The sequence below is a fragment of the Riemerella anatipestifer genome (assembly GCF_035666175.1).
Taxonomy (GTDB): Bacteria; Bacteroidota; Bacteroidia; order Flavobacteriales; family Weeksellaceae; genus Riemerella; species Riemerella anatipestifer_D.
This window is the reverse complement of record NZ_CP142016.1, coordinates 2,248,652-2,262,671: the sequence shown is the minus strand read 5'-3', so window position 1 is coordinate 2,262,671 and position 14,020 is coordinate 2,248,652. Positions and strand designations below refer to the sequence as shown.

The 14,020-nt window shown below is 35.8% G+C and carries 13 protein-coding genes; 6 read left to right on the top strand and 7 right to left on the bottom strand.

The window, feature by feature from the left end:
• Positions 1 to 29 precede the first annotated feature (29 nt).
• The 4 genes from aroC to VIX88_RS11355 are packed head-to-tail and all read left to right on the top strand — an operon-like array spanning position 30 to position 2,617.
• The gene (gene aroC / locus VIX88_RS11370; RefSeq protein WP_153937681.1) at positions 30 to 1,094 is read left to right on the top strand and encodes a chorismate synthase; all 1,065 of its coding nucleotides are present in this window, start codon (positions 30 to 32) and stop codon (positions 1,092 to 1,094) included.
• A 2-nt stretch (positions 1,095 to 1,096) separates the two neighbouring features.
• Positions 1,097 to 1,660 carry a thioredoxin family protein gene (locus tag VIX88_RS11365; RefSeq protein WP_064970680.1) on the top strand — a complete coding sequence of 188 codons (564 nt, stop codon included), beginning with the start codon at positions 1,097 to 1,099 and terminating at the stop codon, positions 1,658 to 1,660.
• Between the two features lie 20 nt (positions 1,661 to 1,680).
• On the top strand, positions 1,681 to 2,238 hold the full coding sequence (locus VIX88_RS11360; protein WP_064970677.1) for a TlpA family protein disulfide reductase: 558 nt from the start codon (positions 1,681 to 1,683) through the stop codon (positions 2,236 to 2,238).
• A gap of 55 nt (positions 2,239 to 2,293) precedes the next feature.
• The gene (locus VIX88_RS11355; protein ID WP_064970675.1) at positions 2,294 to 2,617 is read left to right on the top strand and encodes a YkvA family protein; all 324 of its coding nucleotides are present in this window, start codon (positions 2,294 to 2,296) and stop codon (positions 2,615 to 2,617) included.
• A gap of 197 nt (positions 2,618 to 2,814) precedes the next feature.
• Here VIX88_RS11355 and VIX88_RS11350 read toward each other — a convergent pair whose 3' ends face one another.
• The 3 genes from VIX88_RS11350 to VIX88_RS11340 form a co-directional block, all read right to left on the bottom strand.
• Positions 2,815 to 3,534 carry a DNA-binding domain-containing protein gene (locus tag VIX88_RS11350; protein ID WP_064970673.1) on the bottom strand — a complete coding sequence of 240 codons (720 nt, stop codon included), beginning with the start codon at positions 3,532 to 3,534 and terminating at the stop codon, positions 2,815 to 2,817.
• A 99-nt stretch (positions 3,535 to 3,633) separates the two neighbouring features.
• Positions 3,634 to 4,809, bottom strand: coding sequence for a hypothetical protein (locus VIX88_RS11345; protein ID WP_064970671.1), 1,176 nt, complete (start codon positions 4,807 to 4,809; stop codon positions 3,634 to 3,636).
• A complete protein-coding gene (locus tag VIX88_RS11340) occupies positions 4,809 to 5,486 on the bottom strand; it encodes a hypothetical protein (RefSeq protein ID WP_064970669.1) in 678 nt (225 codons plus the stop codon). Before VIX88_RS11340 ends, VIX88_RS11345 begins: the two co-directional genes overlap by 1 nt.
• Positions 5,487 to 6,193: 707 nt before the next feature.
• Here VIX88_RS11340 and VIX88_RS11335 point away from each other — a divergent pair.
• Together VIX88_RS11335 and VIX88_RS11330 are read left to right on the top strand one after the other, a co-directional pair.
• Positions 6,194 to 7,072, top strand: a complete 879-nt coding sequence (locus VIX88_RS11335) for an IS982-like element ISRa1 family transposase (protein ID WP_324711475.1) — start codon at positions 6,194 to 6,196, stop codon at positions 7,070 to 7,072.
• 52 nt (positions 7,073 to 7,124) lie between these two features.
• Positions 7,125 to 7,934: a hypothetical protein gene (locus VIX88_RS11330; RefSeq protein ID WP_154212755.1), complete on the top strand. Its 810-nt coding sequence runs from the start codon at positions 7,125 to 7,127 to the stop codon at positions 7,932 to 7,934.
• A 67-nt stretch (positions 7,935 to 8,001) separates the two neighbouring features.
• On the opposite strand, the gene VIX88_RS11325 is transcribed toward VIX88_RS11330, so the two are convergent.
• The 4 genes from VIX88_RS11325 to VIX88_RS11310 all read right to left on the bottom strand — a co-directional run bounded on the left by VIX88_RS11325 (position 8,002) and on the right by VIX88_RS11310 (position 13,995).
• On the bottom strand, positions 8,002 to 8,208 hold the full coding sequence (locus VIX88_RS11325; protein ID WP_064970665.1) for a YgaP family membrane protein: 207 nt from the start codon (positions 8,206 to 8,208) through the stop codon (positions 8,002 to 8,004).
• 109 nt (positions 8,209 to 8,317) lie between these two features.
• A complete protein-coding gene (locus tag VIX88_RS11320) occupies positions 8,318 to 11,542 on the bottom strand; it encodes an efflux RND transporter permease subunit (protein ID WP_064970663.1) in 3,225 nt (1,074 codons plus the stop codon).
• A 57-nt stretch (positions 11,543 to 11,599) separates the two neighbouring features.
• Positions 11,600 to 12,685, bottom strand: a complete 1,086-nt coding sequence (locus VIX88_RS11315) for an efflux RND transporter periplasmic adaptor subunit (protein ID WP_064970660.1) — start codon at positions 12,683 to 12,685, stop codon at positions 11,600 to 11,602.
• Positions 12,686 to 12,687: 2 nt separating this feature from the next.
• Entirely contained in the window at positions 12,688 to 13,995 is a 1,308-nt protein-coding gene (locus tag VIX88_RS11310; RefSeq protein WP_064970658.1) for a TolC family protein, read from the bottom strand.
• Positions 13,996 to 14,020: the final 25 nt, after the last annotated feature.

Sequence of the window (14,020 nt, the reverse complement as noted above, 5' to 3'; positions counted from 1 at the left end):
ATAACCTCATAAAATATTAACTTTGCAATATGCATAATCAATTAGGTAATTTTCTTTCTTTGAATACCTTTGGAGAAAGTCACGGTTTAGCTTACGGAGGCATCATCACCAATTTTCCTGCGGGGATAGAAGTAGATTTAGACGCCGTACAGAAAGAATTAGACAGAAGAAAACCTGGGCAGTCTGCCATTGTAACCCAAAGAAAGGAAAGCGACACGGTGAAATTTCTGTCTGGTATTTTTGAAGGCAAAACCACAGGCACTCCAATAGGCTTTATTATAGAAAATGAAAATCAAAAAAGTAAAGATTACGATCACTTAGCATCTGCCTATCGCCCTAGCCACGCCGATTTTACTTACGACCAAAAATTCGGACATAGAGACCACCGTGGCGGAGGCAAATCCTCGGCTAGAGAAACCATCAATTGGGTAGCCGCTGGAGCTTTAGCAAAAAACATTCTCCCTAAAGAGGTTGAAATACACGCCTATGTGTCTTCCGTAGGAAATATATTTTGTGAAAAACCTTACCAAGATTTGGATTTTTCTAAAACAGAAAGCAACGAAATTCGTTGCCCAGACGAGAATGTTGCAAAGGAAATGATTGACCGAATTAAAGAGATTAAAAAAGAAGGCAATACTATAGGAGGCACCATCACTTGTGTGGTTAAAAATCTACCTGTAGGCATAGGCGAACCTGTATTTGGCAAACTTCAGGCAGAACTTGCTAAGGCGATGCTCAACATCAATGCAGCTAAAGGCTTCGAGTATGGCAGTGGGTTTTGCGGAGCTGCTATGACGGGTAAAGAACACAACGATTTATTCAATACTGATTTTTCTACCAAAACCAATCTATCAGGCGGCATACAAGGCGGTATTTCCAACGGAATGGATATTTATTTCCGTGTGGCTTTTAAGCCTGTAGCAACCATTTTAAGACCGCAAAAAAGCGTGGATAAACTAGGCAATAAAGTAACGGTGGAAGGCAAAGGCAGACACGACCCTTGTGTGCTTCCTCGTGCAGTACCTGTGGTAGAAAATCTTACCGCTTTTGTACTTGCCGATTTATTTTTAATTAACCAAATAAGAAGACGGTAGTTATGAAAAACTATTGGGACAAAGCCGTTTCTTTTGAGGCTTATTTAGAAGAAACTCACCACAGAATAGGTCACCCAAAAACAGAAGAAGAGGCAGAGAAAAAGCCTTACTACGAACTGGGACTCCAAAGAATGAACCGTATGCTAAAGGCATTTAAACCTACAGACGAAGATTCCAAAACTTTGGAAACCAAAAAATTCAATGGTAAAATACTCATTATTTCAGAGCCTTGGTGTGGAGATGCCAGTCAGCTCGTGCCTGTATTGGCTCGTTTTTTTGAAGGTAGAAATGATGTGAGACTATTTTATAGAGATTCTGACACTTCCCTTATCGACCAATTTTTAACCAACGGAGGCAGATCTATACCAAAAGTCTTAATTTTAGATGAAAACTTTAATGTGATTAAAACTTGGGGACCTCGACCTAAATACGGTGTAGAGCTGTTTGAAAAGTTTAAAGCCTCTCCTGAAACTTATTCTAAAGAGGAATTCTACAACGATTTGCAAGTCTATTACGCCAAAAACAAAGGTAAAGATGCCCTAAACGAAATTTTAGAACTGCTATAATTTAATTAAATATACCTGCTATGAATTTTCTAAAAAAGAATTTCATTTTCTTACTACTTACCGCCTTGCTATTGTCGGTATTTTTATTTCCTAAATTCGGAGATTTTGTGAGGAGTCAGCTTCTTATGAAACCAGCCATAGAAAAGCTAGACAATGCTTTACTCATTACTGATGAAGAGTTTGACATTAGTCTAAAAGGCGTGAATGTACCTGATACCAATCTAAAAAATTTTAAAGGTAAAACGCTGTTTCTTAACTTTTGGGGAAGCTGGTGCCCACCTTGCCGTGCAGAATGGGGCTCTATCCAAAAACTCTACGATAAACAAAACGACAAAATGAGTTTTGTACTTATCGCTATGCAAGACGACGAGGAAAAAGTGAAGCAATTTCTAGCAGATAACCACTATACCGCTCCTGTCTATATTGCCCAAAGTCCGATTTTGGACAAGCTCCTGCCCAAATCCTTCCCTACCACTTTTATTATAGATAAAACGGGGAGAATTGTGGAAAAAGACGATACCGCCAACGATTGGAATTCTACCAATGTACACCAGCTAGTGGAAACAATAGCCAAATAATATTTTGGAACGGATTTTGAGTACTCTGCTCCCGAATTATTTAATCATATAAAAAATGAAATCTAAATTAAAGTTTTTAGGATTGGCTTTGTTTCAGCATAAAGGGCTTTTAAGAAGAATGCCCGAACTTTTACGAATGATAAAAGCCATCATTAGCAAACAGTATAAACCTTCGGTTAAGAATGTTTTACTTCCTGCCATAGCCTTAGTTTATATTATTTCGCCTATAGACATTTTACCAGATTTTATACCTGCTATTGGTGTTGTGGACGACTTGGGTATTTTGGCTTTAGTGCTTCCGCTCCTAATGAAAGAGCTCAACCAATTCTCCGAATGGGAAACCAATAGAAAAATGGTAAAAACCATTGAGATAAACTAAAATAAAGGCTACCTTTGGGGTAGCCTTATTTTGTAGAAGTATTTCTTATAGAATTATCCCTACTGTCAGAGGTGTTCTGCTTTACCGAGCAGAACACCTCTGCTAGATAAGGCAGTTCGCCTCTGCTCGTACGAGCAGAGGCGAACTGCTAAAAAACGGAACTCAAATTTGAGTTCCGTTTTTTTTATGACCTTTAATTAACCAATTACTATAGGGGTAGATAATACCTCTGTTCTTGGTTCTTTAAGTACTGTTTTACCATTGCTGTACTGCGTGGTGAGGCTTAGCTCATAATTACCCGCTTCTAAATCCGAAGGCACAAGAATGAGTAACCTTGATGGCTCGTTAAGCACAATATTATCTTTAGCCAACTTAACCTCATTTTGGTTGTCTAGGTTTTTGAAGACGATACCATTTTTAGGATTATCGCCGTCTATTTTAATGTAAGTGCCTTTGATTTCGGCATTCTTACCTTTGGTAAGAGTGCCGTCTGCTTTACCAGTGGCTTTATCGGTGATGCTGAACACACTCATTGGGCTAGACTGTTCGCCTAGGATTTCTACCTTGGTGTCTGCTACCGCTTTTCCAAGGTCTAGACCTTGGTTTACATTTACATAAACGGAATGCTTCTCTTTATCCCAAGTCTTGTCGTAAAACACCCCCTTAATGGCAGGACGCATATACACCAGCCCTGTATTTACACTATACCCATTGAGTACCAACTCTGAGGCTTTACGATTAAAACGAGTAATAATATCTACTGCGGTTTCGGTTTGTATCTCCATACCCTCTTTTTTAAGGGCTTCTACGATTTCTGTAATGCCAAGGCTACCACCTAGAAGTGGCACGGCTACAAAATCGTTAGGGTCGTCTTTCGTGAGTAGGTTAGGACGCAACCACGCTTTTAGTGTATTCATAATGTATAAATTTTTGATGTTAGTGTTAGATGTTTATAATACTTTGTGAAGTATAAAAAAGCCCCATTGCGACACCTATCACAATGGGGAAAGATTAAACTATTTTACTAATAAAGCTTCTAGCTTCTGCAAACGAGCTTCTAAGTTAGAAACTTCTGATTTCAGTTCTTTAATAATAGTATCTTTAGCTTTTAGGGCTTTGTCTTGCTCTATGCTATGCAGATAAAGTTCCTCTATCTTCTCCACATTGGTGAGTTGAGTTGCCATAAGGTCTATATAACCTTGTTTTTTGATAGCTTCTGCAGATTGATACCCTGGTAAATGCCCATTAGTTTTTACAAAATCTTCTACTTGGCTTAGGGTTTTAAAGTTATAATCTGCTTTGATACTAGAAGTACCTGTATAATATTTTTGGAACACATAGTCTGGGAAGATAGAAGCATTAGAGCCAATAAAGCCTGTTGCTTTAACATTACCCGCAACCTCTAATTTTTCTGCTGGAGCATCTACCCCTATACCTACATTATCCCCAAAACGAACTTTTCCTGCATTGGTATAAATAGCATAATTCTTATCGGCTCCTACCTTTACATTATCCAAATAGATACCGTACATATCTGTTACTTTAGCTGTTGTAGCAATCTCAGTATTTAATCTGCTTCCATACAATCTACCAACCTCTGCGTTACCATCCATCTTTAGCATATAAAAAAGCCCTGCAAAAGAGGGGGCAGTTGTATTATTGCCAAAAGTAACATCAAATCTAGCAGAGGCACCTCCGTCTGTTACAGTTATATTATCATTAATAAATACCATATTTCTTAATCCAGCTACTGCTCTTACTGATGACGATGCATAACTTCCGCTGTCAGCTAGCTGAGTGTACACCTCATTAATTATCCCTTCCATAACATCAGCTTTTCCTCCTCGCTTCATTTTAGTGGATGTGTTTAAAGCGTTCATTCTTCCTACTTCCCCACCTTGGTAGCTATTCGAATAAATAGCAGATCCTCTTATGGTATTTACTTTTCCTACAGAAAATGAGGTTGCTCCAAAGGCACCTCCCATTATACTCTTAGCTGTTGTAGTTGTAACGGTTGAAACATTAGAGCTGTTTGACTGAGAACTCGTTTCCATACCTAAATCCACACTTGCCCTCACTCCCATAACATCTCCTAAATCAACAACATCAGGGTTTGTTGTAATTGATGAGTTAACCCCTCTATAATTTCTGATATTTGAGGCTATAGTATTGGTATGACTCCCGTTAATCATTATTCCTGTTTCCTCAAAGGTATATGCTGGAGCCCAAATAGTATTAGACGCTGGTAAAGAGAGCGGAAGAATATCTGATGAAAAATTCTTTTTAAAACCATCTCTGGAGTTACTCCATTAGGATTAGGCAACCATAGACCTCCTCCCACTGCGGTACCATTATTGTTTTTCATATTTAAAAGTAAAGCCCTCACATTTGGGTTCGTTTTTTTATATCCAAAATCCACATTTGTTTCGTTAGCAGGTATTAGATATGTATAAGTATCAGCAGAACTTGTTGTTTTATTCCATAGTTGCCCTGATGTTTCCGCACTAGATTTTACCCACTCTATGCCATTGTAGTAATAGTAACCTTTCTCTGTTATTTTGGCTACTTTGGTATCATTACCTGTATAATTACTTATAGCTCCATTGGTTTTAGTAGCATCATCTATTACATAGACTAAAGTTCCCTCTACGGGAGCCTCAATGTTTGCTACACGGGTTTTACTTAATTGAGGAGCTAAGATTCCCTCATTAGTTTTGGCGTCACCTTGGCTATTAGTTGCATTAGGTTGAACATCTAAAGTAGCTCTAGGCGAGGAAACATTAACCCCTACTTTACCACTTTGTCCATAAACCACTAGCCCTAAACCTAAAAAGGCTAACACACTTAATTTTGTAGTCTTTGTTTTCATAACATTTAATTTAAAATTGTTAATATTTAGATTATAGATTTTAGATGTTGGATTTTAGACTTAAGGGCTGTAGGCTCTAATATCTTACCTCTAAGTTCTATCCTTAAAAAACGCCTTCCCCCTCTAAACACACACAAAACGAGAGGAAAGGCTAAAATAGAAAGAGCATAACGCTCCCCCTGAACACTAAAAGCACCCAACAAGAACGACCATGTTTTAAGACAAAACAATGGTGCTTCTAGCCTATATTTATGAAAGCTAAAATTAGAATGGTATAAGCGCAAAAAGCCTCCAACGAAAGTTGGTGGATTTGTATTTATAATTAACGATAAAAGTTGAAGTGATTTTCTAGATAATACGACGCATACCCACGAAACTATTTGTGTGTGTGTGTGTGTGTGTGTGTGTGTTTACGAAATTATTTGAAACAGCCAAATAATTCGGGCACTTTTTTACACTTGTTTGTATGTAATTGGTATCGTGTGTCATAAAACTGAAGCAAACTTATAACCTTTTAAGGAAGTATGCAAGTGTTTAGAAAATATTTTATGCAAAACTCTCTTAATTTTTCTGTTAGGTAGGTTTTATAAGGTCTATATTATTCTTAAATTTGTAGAAAAACCCGTTGTGCATTATGAAATGAAAAAAACAAGAGTTGTTTATTAGACTGAAAATCAGTATATTGTTTTTGCTATAAAACGGTATAAATGAACAACTTAGAGCAAATATATGAAAGAATTTTGGAAGTTTTAGGACTTTTTTCAGAAAATCAACTGATTAGTTATCAGAGAAGAACACCTAAAATGAGCGATTTAGAAGTCATAAGTCTTAATATTACTGCTGAATACTTGAGTATTGATAGCGAATTACAGTTATTTAGAAAATTGCCAAACTCTCTGATAAACAAAATTGAAAGAAGTGTTTACAATAAGCGAAAACGAAGACTATCCCTACAAACAGAGCAAATTAGACAGCGTATTTCGATGGAGTTCAATGAGTTTGAAGATATTTTTATCGTTGATAGCATGCCAATGAAAGTTTGTGAAAACGTTCGTTCTACTCGTTCAAAAATTTGTAAAGAGCAATCCTATTCTTCACCAACATATGGTTATTGTGCTTCACAGAAATTATATTTCTATGGCTATAAACTACACGCAGTATGTTCTTTAAATGGTGTGATTAAGAATTTTGATATAAGCCCTGCATCCGTTCACGACATCCACTATTTAAAAGATAGTGGTGAGCAAATGCGAAACTGTACTTTAATTGGAGATAGAGGCTATTTATCAGCAAAAGTTCAAATAGATTTATTTAACTATGCTAATATTAAATTAGATACACCAATGAGAAGTAATCAGAAAGATTATATTCCTCAATTTTCATTGTACAAGAAAAAGCGAAAACGAATTGAGACATTTTTCTCTCAACTTTGCGACCAATTTATGATTAAAAGAAACTATGCTAAAACTTTTGAAGGCTTTAAAACAAGGATAATCAGTAAAATAACCGCCGCAACGGTTATTCAATATATCAATAAATTTATCTTCCAAAGAAAATTAAATCATCTAAAAATCAGTATTATTTAAAATGCACAACGAGTTTGTAGAAAATATTTTATCTACGAAAAAATATGTCCTAATGACTGCGATAGCAGTAAATCTAATGTCCTGCAACAGAAGTGAAAATGATGAAACTGTAACAGAAAGTATCCCTGTCCTTCCTACTAAAATTCATTCTACATCAGAAGACGGCGACGATTCCACCATCACTTTTATCTATAACGGAAATAAACTATTAGAAATAGTTGGAGCTTATGGCTCAGATACTAACACTATCAATTTTGAGTACTCTAACAACCTTATTTCTAAAATTGTTGAAAAAAAAAATGTAGATATTACTACTACTACCTTTGAATACCTCAATGGTAGACTTATCAAAACCGTATCAACAGGGACTGAAGATAATAAACAATACAATTTAAAAGAAGTAACTAATTATACCTATAATAATGATGATACAGTTACAGTTGATAGGGCAAAAGTTTCAACTTATCCAAACGGTGGTATATACTATACTAGTAATACTTCTTACATCTATACACTTTCAAATGGACAAATTTATAAATATACAATAGTGTATGACCCTAATTACACTGCTAACATTTTTATCAATACAGTTTCTTACGATGATAAAAATGGAGTTTTTAGGAATATAGTTGGATTTAAAGAAGCTCTATTAGGTCTAATAAATTTTATGGGTAACGAGTTATCTTTTACACAAAATAACTATACTACCCATATAACAGATAATAATGGTAATTTCTATAAAGGGATATATCAAAACACCTATAATACAAATAACTACCCTATTAAGATGATTACAACTATTACTTCCTCAAACAAAAGCGGTAGTCACAGTAGTACCTATACTATCACTTACAATAAATAGATTGTTTCTAATAAGCATAGGCTACCCTAGAAGGTAGCCTATTTTTTTATTTAGGTTCTATCAGCATCTAATAGCCGCAACTGTTGCTATCATCTTTAACACCTATTTTTTCTAAAATGGTTTTGAGTAAGCACCTGTTAGTTACAGAGGATTGTAATAGGTTAAGCCCCACAAAACCTGTAAGGAAAAACCAATTTTCATGCACATAAAGTCCCAATAGTAAGCTGGTTAAAACCATAGTTCCTGCTACGGCGTGTATTATTCTTGTTTTCATTTTTTTTAACTAATGTATTTCTGTTGTTATTTATCTCTTAAATTATAAAACATTGCTAAGTTATTAAAAAAAATACCTAGCAATGTTTATGTGAAAATTTGTTTTAAAGTTACTCTGGTATTTCTGCAGATTGTTCCGATTGGATTTTATCCCATTTCTTTTTCTCTGTCATATAATATACCAAAGGTACTACAAGAAGGGTAAGAACCGTAGAAACTATAGCTCCAAAAACCAATGATATTGCTAAGCCTTGGAAAATAGGGTCAAAGAGAATAATTACTGCTCCTATCACAACCGCTCCAGTAGTTAATAAGATAGGCGTTGTTCTTACCGCTCCAGCTTCTATAATGGCTTGTTTCATAGGTACGCCTTCATTCAATCTGATTTCTATAAAATCTATTAACAATACTGAGTTTCTTACCATTACACCAGCTAAGGCTATCATGCCGATAAATGAAGTGGCGGTAAAGAATGCTCCTAACAACCAATGCCCTAGTACGATACCCACTAAAGAAAGCGGTATAGCAATCATCATAACAATAGGTGTTTTAAAATTCTGAAACCAGCCTACAATCAACATATAAATAATGATAACAACTACTAAAAAAGCAGCTCCTAAGTCTCTAAATACTTCTAAAGTGATTTGCCACTCTCCGTCCCATTTTACAGTAAAATCGCTTTCATCAGAAGGTTGTGCCATATACAACTCGTTAATGCTATATCCTTCAGGCAGATTCATTTTTTTGAGTTTTTCTTCCATACCCAATATAGCGTAGGCTGGACTTTCTAAGACACCTGCCATATCAGCTAAAACATAAACTACTCGCTTTTGATCTTTTCTATAAATACTCTTCTCTAGGGTGTGTTTTTCCACTTTAGCAATATCGCTTATAGGAAGCATATTACCCATTTGTCCTTTTACTTTAAGAGCAGTGATGTCTTGTAGCGTGGCTTTTTCAGCATCATCTAGCTTCATAACCATATTAACAGGCTGATTGGACTTTTCATCGTACAATGTAGAGATAGGATACTCTCCCATAAGATAAGTAAGGTTACCCACCAACTGCTGAGGCGCGATACCATTTAGCATACTTTTCTCATTATCAGGGATTATTTTAAACTCTGTTTGTGGAGCTTCTACCATCCAATCTACATCTACTACATCATCTGTTTGTTTTAAAATTTGTTGTACTTGGTCGGCAACTTTTACCTGTTCCTCATAATTAGGACCATAGACTTCAGCTACTATGGTAGAAAGCACAGGTGGGCCTGGTGGTACTTCTACAATTTTAATATTAGCACCGTACTTTTTCGCTATCTTTTGTATTTCTGGTCTAATGGTTTTAGCAACATCATGACTTTGTTTAGAACGAGCCGATTTATCCAAAAGATTTACTTGAATATCCGCGGTATTGCTTTGCCCTCTCATATCGTAGTGTCTTACTAAACCATTAAAGGTAATGGGTGAGGAAGCTCCAATATAGTTCTGATAGTTTACTACTTCAGGAACGGTTCTTAAATACTGTGCAACATCTTTGGTAACAGCAGCTGTTTTTTCTAAAGGTGTACCTTCAGGCATATCTATCACAACTTGAATTTCATTTTTATTATCAAAAGGAAGCATCTTAACCGCCACCCATTTGGTGAAAAATGCCAATACAGAAATCAGCAATAATACTGCAGTAATCCCTAATATTGTCCATCGTTTCTTAGAACTATCTAATAGTGGTTGTTCTATTTTTTTGTACCATTTATAAATTAAGCTCGTTTCTAGACCTTGTTCTTCTTTATGTTCCTCATCATCTTTTACTTTAAGTAGATGATAACCTAAATAGGGAGTGATTGTAAGTGCTACAAAAAGTGAGAGTAACATTGCTATAGAAGCTCCTATCGGCATTGGGCTCATGTAAGGTCCCATCATTCCAGAAACAAATGCCATTGGTAGAATAGCAGCAATTACGGTAAAGGTAGCTAAGATAGTAGGGTTTCCTACCTCGTTGATAGCATAGATGGCTGCTTCTTTAAATGGGAGTTTTCTCATGTGGAAATGGCGGTGCATATTTTCTGCGATAATAATACTATCATCTACCACGATACCCACTACAAATACTAATGCAAATAATGTAATCCTATTAAGAGTGTACCCTAAAACATAATAACTAAACAGTGTAAGTGCAAATGTAAGAGGTACCGAAAGGAAGACCACTAAACCGCCTCTCAAACCCATAGCAAGCATTACCAAAATAGTAACGGCTAAAATAGCAACGCCTAAGTGCATGAGTAGCTCGGATACTTTATGGGAGGCTGTTTCGCCATAGTTTCTAGTTACTTCTACATGTACATCTGCAGGGATGAGATTTTTCTTTAAATGTTCTACTTTCTCTAGAATTTGCTCTGATATTTTCATAGCATCAGCACCCTTTACTTTAGAAACAGATAGCGTGATGGCTGGATATTCCGAAGGGTTTTTCTGTCCTTTTTCAGTATGCTGACCAAAACCCATACTTACATAATTGGCAGGAGAAGATGCACCATCTTCTACCTTAGCAATTTGCTTTAGATACACAGGCATATTTTGGGAAGTCCCCACTACAAGATTTTCTACATCTTCTTTAGAGGTTAAAAATTGTCCTGTAGTCAGTAAATATTCCTGATTATTATTAACGAAACTTCCTGTTTGAGAGCTCCCATTACTCGCTTGTATCATTTGCATTACAGAAAGGGCATCTACACTAGATTCTGCCATTTTAGCTTTGTCTAAAATTACTTTTAGCTGGCGGGCTCTTCCTCCAATAACATTAGTTAGAGAAACATCTTTTACTTTTTTTATTTCTGAAGCTAATTCCTCTGTTATTTGTCTTAACTGATAATCATTGTAGTTTTCGCTCCAAAGTGTAAGCCCTAGCATTGGGACATCGTCTATAGACCTTGTTTTAACTATAGGCTCGTAAACTCCTTTAGGAAACATCATTTTATGTTTCATAAGCTCGTCATAGAGTTTTACATAGGAGCGTTCTGTATCTTCACCTACATAAAATTGTACAATAAGCATGGCTTTCCCATTCATTGCCATAGAATGTACATGCTCAACTCCTTTGATGTTGGATATTATCTTTTCAAGCGGTTTTACCACTCTATTTTCTACTTCTGTAGGGTTAGCTCCAGGATAGCCTACCATAACATCTGCCATCGGAACTATAATCTGTGGTTCTTCTTCCCTAGGTATTAGGGTAGAGCTATATACGCCTATTATCATCAATGCAATCATCAATAAAATGGTGAGTTTGGAATTGATGAAAAATTCGGCAATGCGTCCTGCAAATCCTTTTTCCATATTTTTAATTAATTTTTTAGCGGTTTAAATATTAAATTTATTCCGCTGTTAAACGCTTTATTTTACACTTACTTTAGCACCGTTGTAGAGTTTTCCTTGAGAAGAAATAATATAAGGCTCTTGAGAGGATAACCCTGAAAGAACTTCTACCTGATCTCCCATTACTTTACCTACCTTTATCCAACGGAGCATTGCGGTATTATTGGCACTTACGGTGTAAACTCCAGTAAGCTGTCCTTGTTCTACTAGAGCTGATTTTGGGATACTTACAGACTCTGGTAAATCTTGGTTAAGTTTTCCGTTCCTTTTGAATGGAAACTGAACATTCACAAACATACCTGGTAAATAGCTGCTACTTTGTGGAAGGTTGATTTTTATTAAATATTGTCCACCTGTATTTGTAGCGGAAAGGCTCACATCTGCCACGGTGCCAGCTACTTCTTGGTTAGTAGATTTCATTAAAACTTTAACAGGCATACCACTTTTAACTAAAGTAATATCTTGCTCCGAAACTAAAACCTGAGCTTGTAAATCGCCTGAGTTTTCAATAGTTAAAATAGGCATTCCTGGGCTTGCCATATCTCCTTGGTTAGCATATTTAGCAGTTACCACTCCAGAAATAGGGGCGGTAATATTGGTATATTTGTATTGTGAGTTTACTTCAGACTTCATCATTTGGGCTGCGTCTAGCCCTGCTTTTGCCATATCGTATCTGCCTTTCATATCGTCTAATTCTTTCTGAGAAGCACTCTGGTTTTTGTATAGATTTTGAAAACGCTGATAGTCTTTTTGAGCGATTTCAAAATTGGCTTTAGCTTGTGCAATTTGGGCGTTTACTTGTCCACCTTTAGCTTGGATATCAGTATTGTTAATGCTTACGAGACCTTGTCCTGCTTTTACGAAATCGCCTACTTCTACCGTTAGACCAGTAATATAGCCCATCATTCTTGTAGAAATATTTACTGATTTTTTGGCAACCAGCTTGCCACTTGCCATAGCGTAACCCAAATTGTTTGTAACTGAAGAGTTGCTGAGTTGTACCTTAATAGGTTGGCTGTTATCTGTAATTGTTTTTGAATCGGAAGAGCAACTGCCCAAAACGGCTACTGCCACCACTAAGATGCCTGTTTTTATTTTATTCATAATTATTTATTTAAAAAATTAAAGTATTCTAATGCGATGTTATATTCAAAAATAGCTTGTTGGTATTCTAATTCTTTTTTAGACATTGCAGTTTCGGTATTCAAGAGGTCGGAGGATTTTTCTAGACCTTGTTCATATCTATTTTTTCTGATTCTGTAAGCTTCTGCACTTTGCTCCCATGCGAGTTTGGTTAGACTTACTTTATTATCAGTATCTTGCACTTGCCTGTAAGCTTTCGCTAATTCTAATTCTGCTTGTTTTTGGTATTGTTGGATTTCGGTTTGAGTTTTTAGTATTTCGGCTTTTTGCTTAGCGATTTCGCTATTAGATTTCATACCATCAAATACATTCCACGATAACTGAACGCCTACTAGATAGCCATTGGCATCAAACTGATAAGGTTTATTGTCATACATTTCAAAACTTCCAAAGGCATTTAATCTAGGTAATAGTTTAGATTTAGACGATTTTATCATATAATCATAAGCATCTAAAGATTTTTGATAGGCTTGTAAATCTTTTCTATCTTTTTTAAGCTCTGGAGTATTTACAAGAGCTTCGCCTTTATAGTTTAAACTTTCTGTTGGTTTTAATACTTTGCCTTGGGAATTTTCATTTAATAAAAAATAAAGATAATCTGAAGCATTTTTAACATTGGATTTTGAAAACTGAATTTGATTCTCTATTTCAGCAACTCTCACATTCATATCCAAAACATCAGATTTTTGTAGCATTCCGTTTTTATAATAATTATCAATAACTTTCTTATTTGATAAAACGGTTTCTCTAGCTCCTTCTAGCACCGCAACTACTTTATAGGCCATTTGTAGTTGCATATAGGCTTTTTTAATTTCAAAGAGAAGATAGTCTTTAGTTCGTTCTTGCTTTAGAGTTAATGCCTCTACCCGTACTTCTCCAGCTTTTTTTTGATAAATGGCATCTTGATTAAAGATGGGTTGTTGCACCTCTAGTTTGGTAGCAAAATTGAAAATATTATCAGGATTGTTGAGTTTTTTTGGGTCAAAATCCATCATAGTTACACGCTCCTGATTAAGCCTTGAACCAAATGCCATTAGGGGGTTATTGGTTGAAATACCCGTATAAGAAAGGTTGACATTAGGCAAATACATCGCTCTAAACATAAGTAAATCTGCCTTGGCAGAATTAACTTCTGCTTCTGCTAGTTTTAGCTGTAGATTCTGCTGTCTTATTTTTCTTTCTAAATCCTCTTGGGAAACACTAACCACTTCTTGAGAATACATAAGTGCTGAAGCTAGTAATGTTATTCCTGTAAAAAAGAATCGTCTCATATTATTTTATTTTAGGACAAAACTA